Origin of the sequence: Marinomonas sp. NPDC078689 (assembly GCF_044542435.1) — a bacterium.
Taxonomy (GTDB): domain Bacteria; phylum Pseudomonadota; class Gammaproteobacteria; order Pseudomonadales; family Marinomonadaceae; genus Marinomonas; species Marinomonas arenicola.
Genome location: NZ_JBITUJ010000001.1, coordinates 46,904 through 65,622 on the forward strand (window position 1 = coordinate 46,904; position 18,719 = coordinate 65,622).

An 18,719-nucleotide genomic window follows, 5' to 3' on the forward strand; every position below is an offset into this window, starting at 1 on the left:
TGCCTTGAATCTAGATAATTCCGAGTATCTCCTTGACATGCACAGCAAGCTTTGGAGATAAGTAAATGCAGTATATCTTCTCATTTAAGGGTTTGGCAGAGCGTAAAAAATCATATAATGGTGAGGCTATTAAGGTAGTGTGGTTACCCGCTGTCAGCGGAGTAAATTGAGCATTGGGACGGTACAGTCTGTCAATGTTCATTTCTATTGAGTTGCTGATCGAGCGACGAATGGTTGTTTTTCTAAGGGAATATAGAGATGTTTCAGCGCGTTATTGCAGTATTTTTTGCCATCCTAGTGTTGGTTGCGCTTCCGACAGTGAGTATGGCTGCGAACGATTCTAATGATCGACAAACGACGCCAATTGCGAATCAAGGGGCTGAGTTGTTTGGCCTGAAAGTAAATGATTTAAGCAAAGAGGATTTTGAAAAACGCCTGTCAGCTATGGGTTTACAGCCTTATCCGTCTTATAAAAAAGGCGTGGCTACTTACAGTTTGGGGCCGGAAGGCATTTTAGGGGTAAGGGAGCTGGCGATTCAATTCAATGGTGACGACTACCTGAAAAAAGCCACTATGTCTGGTGTCGTAAAAAGCAATAAGAAGCGTCAGTCTCTGGGCAACTTGTTAGTGAAAAAGTACGGCATGCCAAATATAGGTTTTGTCCGTGACGGTTATGGTCGAGCGAAATGGGTGTTCCATGATGGCACTTATATAGAGCTTCATAATACCACGTTCAATGTCTTGGTGATCTACGTGGATCAGCAGCCTAAGGTGTTGTCTGAGTCGGGGCAAATTGATGTTGAAGCCCTGTATAAAAAAAGCCAAAAATCGACACCTTGATAAGGTGTCTTCCTCTCTTTTATCTGAAGCAATAGACACATGATAATTCTAGATTTAAATCTTCGCTTAGCGCATTTTTTACAACCTCATTTAAATGAGATTTCACTGGCGATAGTGGCGACTTGTTTGGTGATTTATGGGGACAAAGTAAATGGCTTTCTTAAGCGAGCGATTTCCTCTTGGGTGTTTGTGGCGCGAGTCGTTGCTTTTATTCTAATGTGTACCTTTGGCTATGGTTTATTGACCTTATGGAGTCAGCCATTAGTGTATTGGTTGATTTCTCAGGTCGATTATCTCTATCGGCCTCTGCTTATTGTCGGGTGCTTCTGTTTATTGGGGATTTTGGCCGAGAGAAAGCGAAATTTATAAATTAATTTATGAAATTTTCTCTCATATTTTGTTGCCAAATTACGGAATTCTCCTGACATTTTTGTCTCTAACCGTTTGTATTTGATGGTTATGTAGTAAACTTTCTAATCTTCTTTGTTTATCTCGTTATTTCCATAAAAAACAAGGCTAAATACCCGTTTTTAAAGGTTTTTTGTAGTCTTGTTTCAATTTGTCTTCCGTTCAAACTGTCTTTAGACTTGCCCCATATTGATGAAACAGCGTCTTTTTTCGGGGGCAAAAAATGACAAGCACTTGGTTACAAACACTTTCGCAAGTAGAGTCCATGATTCCTATGTTAGGGAAATTGGGTCGTGAAAAAGCAGTAAAAGTTCAATTAGCTGGTCAGACCTTAATGGCTGATTCTGTCACCAATCTGATGGCGCTTTTTGACCAACATCCTGAATTGGATCTTGTGCAGGTGTATCAGGTGCTTGAAGAAGTACTAAACAGCAATGTGAGCCAAACAGCGGTTGAGCTAGAAGAGCTGCTTGCTGAGGCGGATGTGGCGTCATTGTTGGCGGCACAACCTCAAACAGGCACAGAAACACCTGTTGTTTTATACGGCTTTGGTCGTATTGGTCGCTTGCTAGCACGCCGTATGTGTACACTTGGTCATACTACTCCAGGAATGGCATTGGCTGCGATTGTAGTACGTAAAGCATGTGATAATGATCTAGCGAAACGTGCCAGCCTACTGAAATACGACACGGTTCACGGAACTTACGAAGGTTTGGTGAAAGTCGATGAAGAAAACCAGTCTTTGATTATCAATGGCTCCCCTGTGAAAGTGATCTACTCCTCAGATCCTGCCACCGTTGATTATCAAGCTCATGGTATAGATAGCGCTTTGCTTGTTGATAACACTGGCCGCTGGCGCGATCACGAAGGTTTGAGTGTGCACTTGAGCCGTCCTGGTATTGAGCGTGTTGTCTTGACCGCACCAGGTAAAGAAATGAAAAACGTCGTATTTGGTGTTAATGACAGCGATGTGACTGCGGATGACCGTATTGTGTCTGCTGCCTCTTGTACTACCAACGCCATTACACCGATCTTATCTGTTCTAGAAGATAAATTTGGCATCGTTTCTGGTCATGTTGAAACCGTTCACGCTTACACCAATGATCAAAACCTAATCGACAATATTCATAAAGGCGATCGACGTGGTCGTGCTGCCGGTATGAACATGGTAATGACAGAGACCGGCGCTGCAAAAGCCGTGTCGAAAGCGATTCCTTCTCTAGAAGGTAAGTTGAGCGGCAGCGCGATTCGTGTTCCTGTGATCAACGTTTCTATCGCTGTACTGAGTCTGAACCTTAAAACAGCAACGTCTGTTGAAGAAATTAATGCCTTGCTTAAAGCGGCATCAAACAGCGCGGAACTGACGGGCCAAATTGGCTACAGTGAAGAAGCGGATGCGGTAAGCTCCGATTTTATCGGCTCTCAGCAAGCCGGTATTTTGGATTCTCTATCAACGAAAGTTCGAGGCAATCAAGCGACCTTATACGTTTGGTACGATAACGAGTACGGCTACAGCTGTCAGGTTGTTCGCTTGATGGAAAAGTTGGCTCAAGCCAATTTATTGAGTGATCAGTTAGTTGAAGATCAAGCTGCTTAATCGCACTAGTCGTTAACAGAAATACGCCATCAAAGGCTAAGGAGTTATCTCCTTGGCCTTTTGTTTTATCCACTCAATAAAGGTCGCCGCGTTTGGGTTATCAAGCGTGCGTTCCGGATAGGCTAGATAATACGCCTGCCCTAAGGGCAAACTCACCTCAGAAAGTTTGACTAACTGTCCTGTTTTCAACTCGTTTTCTATCAACAGATGTTGGCCGAGTAATAATCCCTTACCTTGTAGTGCGGCATCAATCGCCATGCTGGACAGGTTGAAGTGTGGTCCACCCTTTGGCATCTGTATGTTAAGCCCTGCCGCGAGCAGCCAGTCTTCCCAATTGGGCAAATTCTGGTTGTGGCTTCCCCAATCGATATGAATCATGACGGTGTGGCTGAGGTGTTGGCAGGCAACCGTGAAAGTAAAACCTTGCAGGCGGGCGCGGGAACATTAGTGATGTTTCGTGGCCGTAATGCGATGCACAGAGTAACCCCTGTGGTCGGTGATATTACTCGTATGCTGGTGGTGCTGGCGTATAACTCAACGCCTGGGGGCGCTTTCTGAGTCGGCACGCATGACGTTTTATGGGCGTCTTTAGGGGGATAAATTTTGCGCAAAAAAAAAGCCGAACAAAGGTCCGGCTTAAACAAAAGTAACTAGCAGTGGTCTAGCAGGATTCTGTGGGAAATGCTGCTAGAGCCTTCTCAAAACATGACTGTGGGACAGATTTTGAGACAAGCTTTAAGACAGTTAGGGCCATCTTAGAGCCATATTCTAGGTCGCTGTTCAACCTAAGAGATGCGCTCATTCTAGTTTTAAGTGGGCGAATTTCAAACGATATAAATTAGTATTATGGATTAGTTTTTCTAATGTAGTGGTGTGTTTTACAGCGCCGCTTGATAGAATTGAATTCTGTAAAAATAAATCAAATGGCCGTTAAATTCTTAGCATTTTCTTTGATAATAGAGATTTGTCGTTGTTTTTTTAACCGCTTCATACTTTTTATTGCAATAGCAGAGATACCTTTAATTCGAGACAATTATGAAAGCCATTCCCCTTTATGGGCTAGAGACCTTCGCCATTGCGGCACGCCATTTAAGTTTTACGAAAGCGGCGCAAGAAATGAATCTAACGCAAGGCGCTGTAAGCCAGCAAATTCGTCAACTGGAAGAGCGTCTAGGATTAACGCTTTTTATCCGCCACCATCGACGTTTGGAGCTGAGTGTCGCAGGGGCGCGATTGGCGGTTCAGGTGAATCACAGTTTTTCAGAGATTAGTGGGCTTATTGCAGATCTAAAAGAAGAGGAGTCTTCAACGATTCTAACGGTCTCCGTGATGCCTTCTTTTGCCACAAAATGGCTTATCCCTCGGCTTGGCAGCTTGCAAGAGAAATACCCAGAATTGCAGTTACGGATTCAAGCCAATGAGCGAGAAGTGAATTTCCAGCGTGACCGAATCGACGTGGCGATTGTTCACAGCCATTTGCTGGCTCGTCATAGTGGGCAAGTGATTCCATTGCTAAAGGATAAGGTCTTTCCTGTTTGCAGTCCGGCGTTTGCGAATGATCGTCAGTTGGTATCGCCAGCGCAGTTAGCGACGGTTCCCCTGTTGAATGATGATTCTGAGTGGCGTTTTTCGAGCCCCTACGCAGAGTGGGATAAATGGCTGCAGCTTGCTAAAGCGAAAGGTGTGAAACCCTCGCGTGGAATCAGTTTTAACCGTGGGGATCTTGCTGTTCAGGCGGCAGTAGCTGGGCAAGGTGTGGCGTTAGGCAGAACGCCTTTAGTGATGGATGACATTCAGCAGGGGCGTTTGGTGCAGCCATTTACTGAGTCGCTGGATGAAGGTCACGCGTATTTGTTTGTATGCCCAGATGCCCAACGCCAGCGAGACGCTGTCCAGCAGCTACTCGCATGGTTGGTAGAAGAGTGTTATGCCTATGCGCCGTTGGATTGCTTAACGACGCCAGACGATCTAGTTCAATTAGGTGTTGCTCCAGAGTAGCTTGATAGACATGGCTAGGCACATAAAGATAACCATTGGGCGAATCAGAGTCGCCCCTTTTGTGATGACGAGGCGCGAACCGACTTGCGCGCCAAACCATTGCCCTAATGCCATCGCAATGCCGAGCGCCCAGATAATATGACCAGTAAACGCGAACATCAAAAGGGATGCACAGTTACTGGTCGCGTTTAGTATCTTAGTGTGAGCGGTGGCCGCGACTATGGTAAAGCCCATTAAGCAAAGGTACGCCGTGGAGAAAAAGGCGCCGGTACCAGGGCCGATCAAACCATCGTAAAAGCCAAAGCTGGTGCCGATAATAATGGCAAACTGGGTGTGACTTAAGGAAAATCGGCTTGCGATATAGGGTTGTATTTTAGGCATAAAGAAAAAGAACAAGGCGACGGCAATCAGAATAATAGGCACGGCTTTGAGCAGTAATTGACTGTCCAAATAAGACACCAGCAATGTCCCTGTTATGCTCCCTATGGCGGTCATGGCGATGGGCAGCCACATGTCAGACAAATTGACTTTTTTCGTCTTAACAAAGTGGTAAGACGCAGAAAGAGTGCCTGCGCAACCTTGTAATTTATTGGTGGCAAGTGCTTCAACGGGAGAGAGGCCTGCAGCCAGCAGCACGGGCACTGTAATCAAGCCACCTCCGCCAGCAATGGCATCCACTGCGCCGGCTAAAAATGCCGCGGCGAATAGTGCCAGATAAACCCATAATGAAATATCAAAAAACGTGATGTCCATATTAAATAATCATTCCTAGTGGATATAACCCTATAAGGTGGGTTTACGGTGAGTTTGCCTATGAGTAGAGCAAAAAAAGCCCACTTAGACAATCGCTTAAGTGGGCTTCGAGGTGATTGGTTATTTTTAAGCGGCGCTTGCCAGCGCCTCTTGTATGTAGTTTTCTAAGTTGGCGACCTGCTCTGGGGTAAACTCAAGTCCGAGCTTTGTTCGGCGCCATAAAATGTCTTCGGCAGAGTGCGCCCATTCATGCTGAATAAGATAATCCACTTCCGCTTGGTAAAGCTCAGCACCAAATAGTGTGCCTAGTTCCTGCTGTGAGGAAACCGCATTCAATAGCGTGTGTGTAAGCGTTCCATAGCTCATGGTAAATCGCTTCGCCATGTGCGCAGAAAGAAATGGATAGGTCTTCTGCAATTGCAAAGTGAAAGCATCAAGAGACATGCCTAAATCGCCGCCTGGTAAAGGGCGTGAATGGGTCCAAGGTTGACCAATGGCTGGAAAATAAGGGGTTAGTTGCTTCATTGCAGACAAAGCCAACTGACGGTAAGTCGTTATTTTTCCACCAAAAATACTCAATAAAGGGGCCTGACTATTGGCGTCATCTAGGTGCAAGGTATAGTCGCGCGTCACGGCAGATGGATTGTCGGACTCATCTTCTAGGAGTGGTCGAACCCCTGAGTAACTCCAGACAATATCCGCGCTGGTTAATTGCTTCTTAAAGTGCTGGTTTGCAACGCCAAGAATGTACTGTGTTTCTTCTTCTGAAATAGCCACCTTATCAGGGTCCCCGTGGTATTCCACGTCGGTGGTGCCAATAAGGGTGTAGTGCTCACGGTATGGAATTGCGAATACGATGCGCTTGTCCGTGTTTTGCATAATGAATGCATTGGCGTGCTGATACAGTCTTGGCACAACGATATGGCTGCCCTTGATCATGCGGATGCCATAAGGAGGCTTTTGCTCCATCTGACTCTTAATGAAAGAGGACACCCAAGGGCCGGCGGCATTCACCAAGGCGTTGGCCGTGATTTCTTGGGATTCTTTTGTCAGTTGATCTTCCAGGGTGATGTGCCATTGCCCATTGCTGCGTTTGGCTGATGTGCAGCGGGTGCGAGCAAAGATGTCGGCACCATTTTGTTGTGCGCTCAAAGCATTAATGACCACTAAACGGGCATCGTCTACCCAGCAGTCAGAATATTCAAAACCTTTACTGATGTCGCTTTTCAGTGGGCTGTCTGCACCATACTTAACGCCATGGGAGCCTGCGAGTGTTTCGCGTTTGCCCAAGTTGTCATACAGAAATAAGCCAATACGAATCAACCATGCAGGACGTAGGTGAGGTCGGTGTGGCATCTGAAAGCGCAGCGGTGTCACAAGATGTGGGGCTATTTTTAGCAGCACTTCACGCTCTGTGAGAGCTTCTCGTACCAAACGGAATTCATAATGTTCGAGGTAACGTAAGCCACCATGAATCAGCTTACTACTGGAAGAAGAGGTGGCGTGGGCAAGATCACCCATTTCGCACAGACCAACACTTAAGCCGCGTCCTGCGGCATCGGCTGCGATACCTGTACCATTGATACCGCCACCGACGATAAATAAATCGAAATGTGTTTGTTTCATGCCCTGCCTCGTTGAGAATCCCGAATAGTAATGTTCATTTTTGTTCGAAAACGAATATTTATGTTCGATAGTAGACCTTGAACTGGTCGCTGGCAAGTTCCGAATGGTATTTTCTATGGAGTATTTAAGGAAAAGACTCTGAGCGGTATAGAGCGTAAGCGACCTCTTTTTCTAAGATAGTCGCTTTTCGCCATAATGGTATGTTGCAGAAAGGTCGATATTAGGAGGTGGAGGCGCAAAGTTCCAAACGAACTTGATGCTCTTTCATCAATGTAAGAATCGGTTTTGGTGGTTGTTCTTCAGTGAATAGACGATCGACTTGGGTAATGTTACCGAGTCGGACAACCGCATTGCGACCAAACTTAACGCTGTCTGCGGCTAAGAAAACGTTGCGAGAGTTGGCGATAATGCTTTGTGCGACACGCACTTCTTGGTAATCATAGTCCAGCAGTGAGCCGTCATGAGGGTCAATGCCACTGATACCAATAATGCCGTAATCCACGCGGAACTGATTAATAAAATCAATAGTGGCTTCACCCATTACCCCGCCATCCCGCGAGCGCACTGTGCCGCCAGCGATAATCACGGTAAAATCTTCTTTGCCACTAAGAATGGTCGCGACATTTAAATTGTTCGTAATGACCTGCAGCCCTTGATGGTTGAGTAAAGCGCGGGCTACGGTTTCTGTGGTGGTACCGATATTGATAAATAAAGATGCGTGGTTAGGAATCTCTGCCGCAATTTTCTTAGCAATTTGTTCTTTGGCTGAGAGCTGCATAATTTGCCGAGTGGCATAAGCCACGTTGGTGGTACTGGAATCGTAGCTTGCACCGCCATGGTGGCGACGAATTTGTTCTGCTTCAGCAAGGGCATTGATATCACGGCGAATGGTTTGTGGTGTGACGGAAAATTTGCTGGCCAATTCATCGATCGTCACATACCCTTTTTCTTTAGCAATGGCGACGATTTTCTCTTGGCGAGTTTGTTGGCCCATGTTGATTCATTCTCCTAAAAAAGTTTACTGCTTGCTAAAGAAGCCTAGATTGGTTTTTAATAGCCGATATTCACATTTGAACATTTTTGTTCAAAATAAAAAAAATAAAAAGTCTCAGGCGCGATTCTTATGCCGGATGACAGTGACCTAAAAGAGCCTTTCCTATGAAAAAATATATTCTTGCGATTGATCAAGGCACCACCAGTTCTCGTGCAATTCTATTTGATGAATTAGGGCAGCGAGTAGGTCAATCACAACAAGAGTTTGCGCAGCATTTCCCTCATGATGGTTGGGTGGAGCATGATCCTGAAGATATATGGACATCCACTTTAAGCGTCTGTCGTTCTGTTCTCAAGGATACAGGTATCGATGCAAAATCGGTAGCCAGTATCGGTATTACCAACCAACGAGAAACCACCATTCTCTGGGATATTGAAACCGGAGAAGCTGTTTATAACGCCATTGTATGGCAAGATCGACGAACCAGTGAATTCTGTCAAATGCTGCATCAACAAGGGCTGAGCGAAAGCGTTCAGAATAAAACGGGATTGCTCATAGACCCTTATTTTTCTGCGACCAAAATTCGTTGGATATTAGACAACGTCGAAGGGGCAAAAGACAAAGCGGAACAACACAAGCTTGCCTTCGGAACGGTCGACAGTTTCTTATTATGGCGCCTAACCAAAGGCCAATCCCATAAAACGGATGCAACCAATGCGGCTCGCACCATGGCGTTTAATATTCATACGCAGGAGTGGGATCAGGAATTGATTAAAGCCCTTGGTATTGAGAATGTGCTCTTACCAGAAGTGATGGATTGCAGCGCGGATTTTGGCGAGATCGATGAAGAGTGGCTGGGTGCCAGTATTCCTGTAAATGGCATGGCGGGAGATCAGCAAGCGGCTTTAATAGGCCAAGCATGCTTTAAACCTGGCATGGTGAAAAGCACCTATGGAACCGGCTGTTTTCTTATTTTGAACACCGGCGATAAACCATTACGCTCAGAAAACAAACTGCTCACCACCGTGGGTTATCGCTTAAACGGCAAGGTCACATACGCGCTAGAAGGCAGTATCTTTGTGGCCGGTGCTGCGATTCAATGGTTGCGAGATGGTTTAAATCTATTTAAAGACGCAAAAGAAACACAAAGCTTGGCGCAACAAGCACTTAATGGTGATTCAGTGTATTTAGTGCCAGCGTTTACTGGCTTGGGGGCACCCTATTGGGACCCGGATGCCAGGGGCGCTATGATCGGCTTGACGCGTGATACCAGTGTGGCGGACATCGTCAGTGCTGGATTGCGATCCGTGTGTTACCAAACAAAAGATTTGGTTGGGGCCATGGCGCAAGATGGTGCAACGTTTCGCTCGTTGCGCATCGATGGTGGCATGGTGATTAACGATGTCATGGTGCAGTTTTTAAGTGACCTATTGGAAGTAGAAGTAGAGCGTCCAAAAATCACCGAAACCACGGCATTAGGCGCGGCCTATTTAGCCGGTCTGCAGGTGGGGATTTATTCTTCGTTAGAGGCAATTACGGATTTATGGCAAGCCGAAAAACGCTTTGAACCTAGTATGGAGCAGGGCACGGGCGAAAAACTATACGCAGGCTGGCAAGAAGCCGTCAATCGAGTCCGTACACGCCCTGAAGAATAAAGGGCTTATCATCGCGTGAGCAAAAACGAAAAAAAACCAGACTCAAGCTTTCACACTTAGTCTGGTTTTTTATTGTCTATGCCAAGCGATAGCGTGTTTTATGGCGCTTGTTTTGACGGCGTTTATTCTGCGTCGGCGATGCTTCGTATGTCGTATTCTTCATCCAGAATGCGACCAATGACATTATCGCCTGCTAGGTGATGGGCGTATTGCATGTGTAAGCAACGAACTTGATCCCAGTTTTTGATACCACCAATACCGAGCTCTTCAAATAACGGTTTAAAGCCTTTTTCTTCAATAATGGCTTTGTGCTCGTCACTCATCGCAGTCCAACGTCGAGCAATATAATCACGATGTGAATTGTGATGTGCTTCGCGCAATGCTGCGTCGTCTTTAATGCGCTGTTCTAGCTCTTTTACCACGCCTTGGCTTTCGATTTTAGCAAGCGCTTTATCAATGGCTTTACTAGAGAGCCAGTACAAGGTTGGGAAGGGTTGATTAAACACCCAAGTTTCCATTTCGAGTACTTGTGGAACGCGGTTTGGGGAGTAATGAGCAATGGCGCTAATGCCGCTTGGCGTACGGCCAAGCTGGCTAGTGATAATATCGATATCACGTTGAGAAAGAGATTGGGTCATAGAGGTCTTTTAAATGATAAATGCGGGGAATGAAGCGGCAAATTTCTGGATCCATTCAGCCGCAGCTTCGTTGTAGTTAAGGCGACGGCCTTGTGTCTTCGCTTGGCGGCGATAATGCTCAATTTGAGACAGCTGCTCAACCATTCGCACACAATAACACTCGTCTTTGATTGGGAATTCTATTGCTACCTTGTATTCGCCTCTTTCGTTGTCACACCAGACGACACGGCCCGTAACACAAAAGTTAGGGTCGATTTCTTCTAATGTAATTCTTACAGAGCGTCCACTTTCAAAGTGTTGGGCAGCAAAACATGTAATTCCGGCGAACCCGACATCTTCCCTCTTAGAAGTGGGAAAAGGTTGATCCTCTATGAGAGTAATCTCTAAAGGAAGGTCTTTCGGATGTGAAACAAATTCCATCGCAACAAGCCAGCTAATTCAAGTATTAAAGTTATCGGCCACAAAGGCAGAGTGTTTAAAAAAGAATGCGAATTGTACGCTTTCTGTTCGGGCTGTACAGACGAATTTTAAGATAGCAAAATAGACATTCATAACTTCAGCTTATAAGAAAAAAGTCCCTAATCAGACACTATTAAGAAGTAATCCATTTTTTATCAGTTCGCCACTTAAAATGCGTTATAAATCATGTATTTTTGAAAAGTTATGTCGGAGAGTGCTGATAAATGTCGTTATCAGTCAGCACGTCATTTTCTAGACTATGAACCAAGCTTCCCAATTCCAATAAGGCCTGAAGATTTTTTTCATCCCATAACACGGCATAATTGAGCCTTAAATGGTGGGCATATTGGTTGGAAAGGCTAAAAGCAAGGCCGGGCAATAGGCCAATTTTCTGCGCCAGCGCCTCTTGATAAAGTTGCATTGCATCGACTGTGTCTGGGAGCGTGACCCAAAGTAAAAATCCCCCAGTAGGCTGGGACACTTTCGTCCCTGTAGGGAAAGCCTCCAGCACAAGGTTTTGACAGCGGATCAAATTGGTTTGATAAATTTGCCTTGTTTTGCGCAAATGGCGGTCATAAGCGCCATGCTCCAGAAAGTGGGCAATCGCAATTTGTGTCACGGTTGGAATCGCCAGCGACTGCACATAAGCATAATGTTCTATTTTATCTTGATAACGCCCACCAACTATCCAGCCGACCCTAAACCCAGGTGCGATGCTTTTCGAAAAAGAACTGCAATAAATAACTCGACCTGCTGTGTCATTGGCTTTTAAGGCGTTTTCTCGTTTGTCTTGATACCCCAATTCGCCATAAACATCGTCTTCGATGAGCGCGATATCGTATTGATTCACTATGCGCAATAAGTCGGCTCTGGCTTGCCTAGAGAGTGTCGCTCCGGTTGGGTTTTGATTGTTTGGTGTGACAATGCAGGCTTTTATTTTCCATTGCTGTGCCGCGTGCTCAAGTTGCTGGAGGTTGATACCAAGAGTTTCAGAGCAAGGGATTTCAATGGCCTTTAAGTGCAATACTTCGATGGCTTGTAACACGCCGTGATAAGCGGGGCTTTCTATTGCGATGGTATCGCCAGGTTGGGTGGTGGCTTGAAGCGCCAGCATGATGGCATTTTGACAACCTAGGGTGATGGTGATGTCATCCGTTTGAAGGCGGCACCCAGTATCGAGCATGCGAATGGCTATTTGTCGTCGTAGATCCAGTGACCCCGGCGTAAATTCATAGGTTGAACAAATCTCGGGCTCTGCCCGCATAAGCCGAACCACAGAGCGTTGCAATTGTTTGAGAGGCAAAAAGTCACTGTGTGGAATGGCGGCGCCAAAAGGGGCGATATTTTTATCTTGGGAGGCATGCAATAACTGGTTAAGCAGTAGGTGCATGTGGCCATCGTACTTTTTAGGGGCAATGTGCGCCGTTTCTGCGGTTGGTTGGTTACTCTGAACAAAGTAGCCTTTTTGGGGCCGAGCTTTAATTAAACCGCGATCTTCCAATAAGCTAAAAGCTTGCATCACAGTGGCAATGCTGACGTTGAATTGCTTACTCGACTTTCGAAGAGAAGGGATGCGGGCGTTGGGCAAAAAAGTCCCTTCGATAATTTGTTTTTCGATCTGCGTTGCGACTTGTTCGTAGAGAGGTTGATCCATAGCGGTTGCTGATACTCGTTAGTCGTTATGAATTGAATTTAGCAGATCCTTTTCGGGAAACCTATGGCTTCATTCTTGGTTGAGAGCATGATTTCTTGGTTTATGGGGCTGAAGCAAAAGTTTCATGGGATATCATTTGTCTATCAGGTCAGTTTTCTGCCAATATATGGTGTGATTTATGCACGTAATATGAAGATCAATTCCATTGCTAGAGGTTAGTTATGTCACTGTCTGTCATCCAAAGAATCCTATTGGGTTTTGGTGTCCTGTTATTGTTGTTGCTGGTGATTGCCGCCTCGGGTTTTACTGGAATTAAACAAATTGAGGATAATCTTGATGATATAACAGGAAATGTCGCCAAGATTACCGCACAAAGTAATGAATTAGGGCATGATCTGTCTCTCGCGAATGCGACAGTGTTGCAGTATTTATTAAGCAAATCGCCGGCTTCATTAGTCGGTTTGAAAAAATCGTTTGAACAGCATAAAAAGGCCATTGATGGTCTTTCAACAGAGTTGCAGCAAGAGGTCAATTCGCACCCTGAAATGGCAGATCTGCTAGCAAACATGCAAGTTCAGCTTCAAGCCTTCTATAAAAACACACAAGTCGCGTTTGCTAATCATGAGCACATGCTGAATCTACGAAACCAAATTCCAGATAAAAAATTCGATCTTAAAGATGACCTTTCCTACACCATTGATGACCTCAAGGCCATTGCTGAAGATAGCGATTCGCAAGCCGCTAAGTTTGCCGCGTCTTATGTGCGCATTCGTTTAGAAAGCCTACAAGTATCGATCGGCGACTATTTCGACTCCAGTAACTTAAAAGACATGAAATCGATCATGGATAGCATGGCTAAGGCCTTTACCGGCTTGGATGACAAGTTAAGTTATTTGGATAACCCAGACATTAAAGACTCGATTGAGTTACTGACCACAGAAATAGAGAAGAAAGACAGTGTCATTAATAATTATTATGACTATATCCGTTTGAATCAAGAGGCAGAAGTCATTGCCAAGCAGCTTTCTACTAGCATGGAGAAAGTGGATTCACTCACCAACTCTTTACTCAGCAGCACCGCTTCAATGCGCGATCAGGCGAAAATGGCGGCCAAAGAAAGCGCTTCTGTGTCGACTGTGATGATGGGCGTTGTTTTGCTTATATCCATCCTTATCGCCGTTGCCATTACTGTGTGGGTGAGTCGCAGTATTCGCAACCCATTGAATGAGGTGATGGCGGTTTTGGGCAAAATCTCAGAAGGGGATTTTACTCAGCGCAGTAAAGTAAAAACAAAAGATGAGTTTGGCGATTTGTCTCGCTGGGTGAATGATTTAGTCATTAAACTGCAGCAAGTCATGTTAGAAATCGATAACGCATCGAACGATGTTGCCGAGTCGGCGCAAAATAATGTTCGCTTAGCGGGCGATACCAAGGTGCTGATGCGAGCTCAAAACGAGCAAACCTCGAGTGTGGCCACTGCGATGACGGAAATGGCCGCCACCGTGCAGGAGGTCGCTAAGAACTCTGAAATAACCTTGAGCCAAATTCAGCACGTCGACCAACGAGCGAACGACAGCCGTGAGCAAATGAGCCGTAATATTGAAGAGGTGGAATTGCTCGCCAGTCAGCTTGAGCAGTCTACTGGCGTGGTGAATCAACTTGATGAATACTCACAAAATATTGGTCGTATTCTGGAAGTGATCCAAGAAATCGCTGAACAGACTAATTTATTGGCATTGAATGCAGCGATTGAGGCGGCACGAGCCGGTGAACATGGACGTGGGTTTGCAGTTGTCGCAGATGAAGTACGAACGCTTGCCACTCGTACCCATAGCTCTACGGAAGAAATTCAGAATGTGATTAACCAGTTACAACACAGCGTGAAAAAAACGGTGTCTAGCATGGAAGAAAGCCGCAATGGGGCTTATTCAAGCGTTGAAAACACCCGAGCGGTTGGTGTCTCTATCAATGAACTGCAAGCGGGCATGACGGAGATTCGAGATTTAAGTACGCAAATCGCTACGGCGGCTGAGCAACAATCGCTAGTGGCACAAGACATCAGTAAAAGCATTCATGAAATTTCTGAAATGTCGGATCAAGCCACTCACGGAGCCGATCAAAGTGAGCAGGACAGCAGCCGACTTTCTGCGTTGGCGACGCACCAGAAGCAGTTGTTAACACAATTCAAAACCGTGTAATAAATTGCATTTTAACGGGGTTTATCCGATTTGATGCGTTTTTCCTGTAATATGCGCTCATTATTATTTTATGGAGAGTATCTATGGCTGTTCAAATTGGGGATATGTTGCCTAATGGTCAGTTTCAAGTTATGGGTATTGAAGGCCCTGAAAGTGTTGATGTGACCGAGTTTTTCTCAGGAAAAAAGGTGCTGATGTTTGCAGTACCTGGTGCTTTTACTCCAACTTGTAGCGCAAGTCATCTTCCTGGATATGTGGTTCATTTTGATGCGTTTAAAGAAAAAGGCATTGATGAGATCGTGTGTTTGTCTGTTAATGATGTTTTTGTGATGAATGCTTGGGGCGAAGCTAACAATGCTGAGAACCTTGTTATGGCAGCCGATGGCTTGGCTGAATTCACCCATTCGCTTGGCTTAGAGTTGGATATCTCAGCGGCTAAGATGGGCATTCGAAGCTTACGTTACGCTATGCTGGTTGATCACGGTATTGTACAAAAGCTTTGGCTTGATGAGCCTGGTGAATATAAGGTTAGTTCTGCCGAATACGTACTAACACAAATCTAAAGCAGAACACCACTACGCTAAAAAGCCGCTTCACTCAAAGCGGCTTTTTTTGTGGCTAAATACAGCATTATCGAGAGCGTTCTACGCCAGCATAGTCGGTATTGAGTTAAGTGTATTAAAAAGAGATGAATTGTTCGCTCCATAAAAAGTGAATGCTTCAGATGTGTCAGTCAGATCGTGTTTCTTCTTAGTTATCACCACAAAGAAAACAGCATTGCTTGGTTCTGTGTATATCACTTCTTATAAAACTCAATTAAATCAATGTATTGAAGTATTTTTTTCCTGCCTTGTTATTGCCTTCAAAGGCTTTCTGATAAAACACAAAAGCAGCATTTCATCAGAAGTAAAAAACCTATCTATATCAAAACTCAATATCTTTTAAGTTAAATTGAACTGGTCAAAGAGCGGGTAGAAATCAATACTCAGGGATCGTTTTTCACTTGCAGCATAGACGTTGTGGTTGTATTCCACTTTTCGGAATGTGCTTTTTGCGGGTGTTATTTACCTTAAAACAAGACAGAGAAAAGTAGCATGATTATAGATTGCCATGGTCATTACACGACGACCCCGCCAGGGGTAGGTGAATACCGAGATAAGCAAAAAGAGCAGGTTGCTAAAGATCCTTCCTTCGTTGGGGAAAAAGGGAAAGTCATTGTTTCTGATGATGAGATCCGAGAAAGTATTGTGAATAACCAGCTTCGCTTACAGCATGAACGCGGCACGGATTTAACCATTTTCTCTCCTCGTGCAAGCTGGATGGGGCATCACATTGGCAACGAGCACACCAGCCAATATTGGACGGAACATCAAAACGACCTTATCCGCCGGGTGTGCGATCTTTTCCCTGAAAACTTTGCGCCTGTTGCTCAGCTTCCTCAATCACCAGGTGTTGATCCTGCAAAATCTGTGGCTGAAATTGTGCGTACTGTTGAGCAAATGGGGTTCATTGGCATCAACTTAAACCCAGATCCGAGCGGCGGTCATTGGCAGGATGCGTCACTAGGGGATCGTTCTTTTTACCCGATTTACGAAAAAATGTGCGAATACGACATTCCCGCGATGATCCATGTCAGTGCGGCGTGCAATGATTGTTTCCACACCACGGGGTCGCATTATTTAGGGGCCGATACCACGGGGTTCCAGCAACTTATGATGTCAGATGTGTTTAAAGACTTTCCAGAGCTTAAGGTGATCATTCCTCATGGCGGCGGCGCGGTACCTTACCACTGGGGACGTTTTCGCGGCTTGGCACAAGATCAGGGCTTCGACCTTGCCGAGCGCGTGTTGAATAACATCTACTTTGATACCTGCGTTTATCACCAGCGTGGCATTGATCTGTTATTGGATATTATCCCTACGAAGAACATTTTATTCGCCTCTGAGATGATTGGGGCTGTTCGTGGTATTGACCCAGAATCAGGCCATTACTTCGACGACACCAAGCGTTATATCGACAACAACACAGTGTTGAGCGCTGCGCAGAAGCAAGATATTTTTGAGGGCAATGCCCGTCGTGTCTTTAGCCGCTTGAAAGCATAAGGGGATTACCATGAGAGAAAATAAAGTGGTTCAACATATTCAACGCGCAGAACAATCCGTCATCGATGGCTTGGCAGAATGCGGCGTAGCGACCGTCCATGAAGCACAAGGTCGAGTTGGGTTATTAGCGCATTATATGCGTCCTATTCAAATGGATAAAACCATCGCGGGTTCGGCCGTCACCATTTCTGGTGCAGCCGGAGACAATTGGATGATGCATGTTGCGATCGAGCAATGCCAAGCGGGAGATGTGATGGTTTTTGCCCCGACATCCCCTTCAAATCACGGCTTTTTTGGTGACTTATTGGCGACGTCTGCACAGTCTCGTGGCGTAGTGGGTTTGATCATAGAAGGCGGCGTTCGTGATACACGAGATCTGCGTCAGATGAACTTTCCTGTGTGGTCAAAGGCGGTTTTCTCAGAAGGCACGATTAAAGAAACAGTTGGCTCGGTCAATGTGCAAATTGTCTGTGCCGAGCAAATTGTCAACGCTGGCGACGTTGTCGTTGCCGATGATGACGGTGTGGTGGTGGTGCGTCGTGAGAACGCGGCCGAAGTGCTTGAGTTAGCCCGCGCTCGCATGGTGAATGAAGAAGCAAAACGCCTGCGAATGGCGAATGGCGAATTAGGATTGGATATCTATGAAATGCGTCCTCGCTTAGAGGCGAAGGGTTTGAAATATGTCTAATCAAGGCGTGTCATGCATGTGGATGCGCGGTGGCACCTCGAAAGGGGCCTACTTTTTGGCGTCCGATTTACCGTCTGATGAGACGGCTCGGGATGCGTTGCTGTTGCGCGTAATGGGGTCACCAGATGATCGTCAGATAGATGGCATTGGTGGCGCCGACCCATTGGCATCGAAAGTCGCCTTGATCAAAAAATCAGAGCGTGATGATGCGGACGTAGACTATTTGTTTTTACAGGTCTTCGTTGATCAGGCTATCGTCAGTGATGCCCAGAACTGTGGCAATATTCTCGCCGGTGTTGGGCCTTTTTCGATCGAGCGTGGTTTGCTTGGTGGTGATCATGATGGCGAAGTTCCTGTGCGTATTTTTATGCAAAATACCGGACAAATTGCAGTGGCTCGTGTCTTGGTTAAAGACGGAGAAGTGCAATACGAAGGCGATGCGAGAATAGACGGCGTTCCAGGTTTTTCCGCCGCATTACCAATTACTTTTAAGGATACGGCAGGCTCCAGTTGTGGTGCCTTATTGCCAACCGGTAACACGGTAGATGTGATTGATGGCATTGAAGTGACCTGCATCGATAATGGCATGCCTGTTGTGGTGATGCGCGCACAAGATATGGGCATTAGTGGCACAGAAAGCCGAGAAACCTTAGAGGCGAATGAGGCATTGCGAGAGAAGTTAGAATCGATCCGCTTGCAAGCTGGACCTATGATGAACCTGGGCGATGTGACGTCAAAATCAGTGCCTAAAATGACCATGGTCAGTGCGCCGACAAAAGGCGGAGCAATCTCGACGCGAACCTTTATTCCCCATCGATGCCATGCTTCTATAGGTGTGCTCGGGGCCGTTAGTGTAGCAACAGCGGCGGTGCTTGAGGGATCGCCGGCTAAAGAAGTGGCGGTGTTCACGCAAGCGGGAAATATGTCGTTAGAAGTCGAGCATCCAATTGGTTCTATGACCGTCATTTTAGACAAGTCAGAGGATGGCGAGATAGGTTCAGCCGCGATCCTGAGAACCGCTAGAAAGCTTTTTGATGGCCAAGTATTTACGCATAAAAACGGCCTTTAAGGCTGCTTTTTTGTTTCAAGAATAATAAATAGGTAAGCAC

The 18,719-nt window shown here is 45.8% G+C and carries 18 protein-coding genes; 11 read left to right on the top strand and 7 right to left on the bottom strand.

What is annotated here, in order from left to right; translation table 11 throughout:
- Positions 1-258: 258 nt before the first annotated feature.
- The 3 genes from ACIGBN_RS00205 (at position 259) to ACIGBN_RS00215 (ending at position 2,845) form a co-directional block, all read left to right on the top strand.
- Positions 259-840, top strand: a complete 582-nt coding sequence (locus ACIGBN_RS00205) for a uridine kinase (protein ID WP_133002037.1) — start codon at positions 259-261, stop codon at positions 838-840.
- Between the two features lie 39 nt (positions 841-879).
- Positions 880-1,209, top strand: coding sequence for a DUF3392 domain-containing protein (locus tag ACIGBN_RS00210; protein ID WP_133002036.1), 330 nt, complete (start codon positions 880-882; stop codon positions 1,207-1,209).
- A gap of 262 nt (positions 1,210-1,471) precedes the next feature.
- Complete coding sequence (locus ACIGBN_RS00215) at positions 1,472-2,845, top strand: glyceraldehyde-3-phosphate dehydrogenase (protein ID WP_133002035.1); 1,374 nt, start codon at positions 1,472-1,474, stop codon at positions 2,843-2,845.
- 36 nt (positions 2,846-2,881) lie between these two features.
- On the opposite strand, the gene ACIGBN_RS00220 is transcribed toward ACIGBN_RS00215, so the two are convergent.
- Positions 2,882-3,223, bottom strand: coding sequence for a LysR substrate-binding domain-containing protein (locus ACIGBN_RS00220; protein WP_396662966.1), 342 nt, complete (start codon positions 3,221-3,223; stop codon positions 2,882-2,884).
- Here ACIGBN_RS00220 and ACIGBN_RS00225 point away from each other — a divergent pair.
- Together ACIGBN_RS00225 and gcvA are read left to right on the top strand one after the other, a co-directional pair.
- A complete protein-coding gene (locus ACIGBN_RS00225) occupies positions 3,215-3,403 on the top strand; it encodes a hypothetical protein (RefSeq protein WP_396662968.1) in 189 nt (62 codons plus the stop codon). The genes ACIGBN_RS00220 and ACIGBN_RS00225 overlap by 9 nt on opposite strands.
- Before the next feature lie 477 nt (positions 3,404-3,880).
- Positions 3,881-4,843, top strand: a complete 963-nt coding sequence (gcvA, locus tag ACIGBN_RS00230) for a transcriptional regulator GcvA (RefSeq protein WP_133002033.1) — start codon at positions 3,881-3,883, stop codon at positions 4,841-4,843.
- Here the strand turns inward: gcvA and ACIGBN_RS00235 are convergent.
- The 3 genes from ACIGBN_RS00235 to ACIGBN_RS00245 form a co-directional block, all read right to left on the bottom strand.
- Entirely contained in the window at positions 4,823-5,596 is a 774-nt protein-coding gene (locus ACIGBN_RS00235) for a TSUP family transporter (protein ID WP_133002032.1), read from the bottom strand. The two genes, gcvA and ACIGBN_RS00235, sit on opposite strands and share 21 nt — an antisense overlap.
- A gap of 126 nt (positions 5,597-5,722) precedes the next feature.
- Positions 5,723-7,222 (bottom strand): glycerol-3-phosphate dehydrogenase, encoded by a 1,500-nt coding sequence (gene glpD / locus ACIGBN_RS00240; protein ID WP_396662970.1) that lies wholly within the window; start codon positions 7,220-7,222, stop codon positions 5,723-5,725.
- A 220-nt stretch (positions 7,223-7,442) separates the two neighbouring features.
- Positions 7,443-8,216, bottom strand: a complete 774-nt coding sequence (locus ACIGBN_RS00245; RefSeq protein ID WP_133002030.1) for a DeoR/GlpR family transcriptional regulator — start codon at positions 8,214-8,216, stop codon at positions 7,443-7,445.
- A gap of 164 nt (positions 8,217-8,380) precedes the next feature.
- On the opposite strand from ACIGBN_RS00245, the gene glpK reads away from it, so the two are divergent.
- Positions 8,381-9,871: a glycerol kinase GlpK gene (gene glpK / locus ACIGBN_RS00250; RefSeq protein ID WP_133002029.1), complete on the top strand. Its 1,491-nt coding sequence runs from the start codon at positions 8,381-8,383 to the stop codon at positions 9,869-9,871.
- A gap of 122 nt (positions 9,872-9,993) precedes the next feature.
- Here glpK and ACIGBN_RS00255 read toward each other — a convergent pair whose 3' ends face one another.
- The 3 genes from ACIGBN_RS00255 to ACIGBN_RS00265 form a co-directional block, all read right to left on the bottom strand.
- On the bottom strand, positions 9,994-10,509 hold the full coding sequence (locus ACIGBN_RS00255; protein WP_396662973.1) for a DUF501 domain-containing protein: 516 nt from the start codon (positions 10,507-10,509) through the stop codon (positions 9,994-9,996).
- Between the two features lie 9 nt (positions 10,510-10,518).
- Positions 10,519-10,929 (bottom strand): PilZ domain-containing protein, encoded by a 411-nt coding sequence (locus ACIGBN_RS00260; protein ID WP_133002027.1) that lies wholly within the window; start codon positions 10,927-10,929, stop codon positions 10,519-10,521.
- A gap of 241 nt (positions 10,930-11,170) precedes the next feature.
- A complete protein-coding gene (locus ACIGBN_RS00265) occupies positions 11,171-12,622 on the bottom strand; it encodes a PLP-dependent aminotransferase family protein (RefSeq protein ID WP_396662976.1) in 1,452 nt (483 codons plus the stop codon).
- Positions 12,623-12,843: 221 nt separating this feature from the next.
- Here ACIGBN_RS00265 and ACIGBN_RS00270 point away from each other — a divergent pair, with 221 nt between their 5' ends.
- The 5 genes from ACIGBN_RS00270 (at position 12,844) to ACIGBN_RS00290 (ending at position 18,679) form a co-directional block, all read left to right on the top strand.
- Positions 12,844-14,820, top strand: coding sequence for a methyl-accepting chemotaxis protein (locus ACIGBN_RS00270; RefSeq protein WP_133002025.1), 1,977 nt, complete (start codon positions 12,844-12,846; stop codon positions 14,818-14,820).
- A gap of 83 nt (positions 14,821-14,903) precedes the next feature.
- Positions 14,904-15,383 carry a peroxiredoxin gene (locus tag ACIGBN_RS00275; RefSeq protein WP_133002024.1) on the top strand — a complete coding sequence of 160 codons (480 nt, stop codon included), beginning with the start codon at positions 14,904-14,906 and terminating at the stop codon, positions 15,381-15,383.
- Between the two features lie 531 nt (positions 15,384-15,914).
- On the top strand, positions 15,915-16,922 hold the full coding sequence (locus tag ACIGBN_RS00280; protein WP_396662979.1) for an amidohydrolase family protein: 1,008 nt from the start codon (positions 15,915-15,917) through the stop codon (positions 16,920-16,922).
- 10 nt (positions 16,923-16,932) lie between these two features.
- Positions 16,933-17,610 (top strand): 4-carboxy-4-hydroxy-2-oxoadipate aldolase/oxaloacetate decarboxylase, encoded by a 678-nt coding sequence (locus tag ACIGBN_RS00285; RefSeq protein ID WP_396662981.1) that lies wholly within the window; start codon positions 16,933-16,935, stop codon positions 17,608-17,610.
- Positions 17,603-18,679, top strand: a complete 1,077-nt coding sequence (locus ACIGBN_RS00290) for a 4-oxalomesaconate tautomerase (protein WP_396662983.1) — start codon at positions 17,603-17,605, stop codon at positions 18,677-18,679. Before ACIGBN_RS00285 ends, ACIGBN_RS00290 begins: the two co-directional genes overlap by 8 nt.
- Positions 18,680-18,719: the final 40 nt, after the last annotated feature.

What these genes read in the sequence shown, in the direction of transcription:
- ACIGBN_RS00205 (WP_133002037.1), top strand. Translation starts at nt 259, where the DNA reads ATGTTTCAGCGCGTTATTGCAGTATTTTTTGCCATCCTAGTGTTGGTT.
- ACIGBN_RS00210 (WP_133002036.1), top strand. Translation starts at nt 880, where the DNA reads ATGATAATTCTAGATTTAAATCTTCGCTTAGCGCATTTTTTACAACCT.
- ACIGBN_RS00215 (WP_133002035.1), top strand. Translation starts at nt 1,472, where the DNA reads ATGACAAGCACTTGGTTACAAACACTTTCGCAAGTAGAGTCCATGATT.
- ACIGBN_RS00225 (WP_396662968.1), top strand. Translation starts at nt 3,215, where the DNA reads ATGAATCATGACGGTGTGGCTGAGGTGTTGGCAGGCAACCGTGAAAGT.
- ACIGBN_RS00220 (WP_396662966.1), bottom strand. Translation starts at nt 3,223, where the DNA reads ATGATTCATATCGATTGGGGAAGCCACAACCAGAATTTGCCCAATTGG.
- gcvA (WP_133002033.1), top strand. Translation starts at nt 3,881, where the DNA reads ATGAAAGCCATTCCCCTTTATGGGCTAGAGACCTTCGCCATTGCGGCA.
- ACIGBN_RS00235 (WP_133002032.1), bottom strand. Translation starts at nt 5,596, where the DNA reads ATGGACATCACGTTTTTTGATATTTCATTATGGGTTTATCTGGCACTA.
- glpD (WP_396662970.1), bottom strand. Translation starts at nt 7,222, where the DNA reads ATGAAACAAACACATTTCGATTTATTTATCGTCGGTGGCGGTATCAAT.
- ACIGBN_RS00245 (WP_133002030.1), bottom strand. Translation starts at nt 8,216, where the DNA reads ATGGGCCAACAAACTCGCCAAGAGAAAATCGTCGCCATTGCTAAAGAA.
- glpK (WP_133002029.1), top strand. Translation starts at nt 8,381, where the DNA reads ATGAAAAAATATATTCTTGCGATTGATCAAGGCACCACCAGTTCTCGT.
- ACIGBN_RS00255 (WP_396662973.1), bottom strand. Translation starts at nt 10,509, where the DNA reads ATGACCCAATCTCTTTCTCAACGTGATATCGATATTATCACTAGCCAG.
- ACIGBN_RS00260 (WP_133002027.1), bottom strand. Translation starts at nt 10,929, where the DNA reads ATGGAATTTGTTTCACATCCGAAAGACCTTCCTTTAGAGATTACTCTC.
- ACIGBN_RS00265 (WP_396662976.1), bottom strand. Translation starts at nt 12,622, where the DNA reads ATGGATCAACCTCTCTACGAACAAGTCGCAACGCAGATCGAAAAACAA.
- ACIGBN_RS00270 (WP_133002025.1), top strand. Translation starts at nt 12,844, where the DNA reads ATGTCACTGTCTGTCATCCAAAGAATCCTATTGGGTTTTGGTGTCCTG.
- ACIGBN_RS00275 (WP_133002024.1), top strand. Translation starts at nt 14,904, where the DNA reads ATGGCTGTTCAAATTGGGGATATGTTGCCTAATGGTCAGTTTCAAGTT.
- ACIGBN_RS00280 (WP_396662979.1), top strand. Translation starts at nt 15,915, where the DNA reads ATGATTATAGATTGCCATGGTCATTACACGACGACCCCGCCAGGGGTA.
- ACIGBN_RS00285 (WP_396662981.1), top strand. Translation starts at nt 16,933, where the DNA reads ATGAGAGAAAATAAAGTGGTTCAACATATTCAACGCGCAGAACAATCC.
- ACIGBN_RS00290 (WP_396662983.1), top strand. Translation starts at nt 17,603, where the DNA reads ATGTCTAATCAAGGCGTGTCATGCATGTGGATGCGCGGTGGCACCTCG.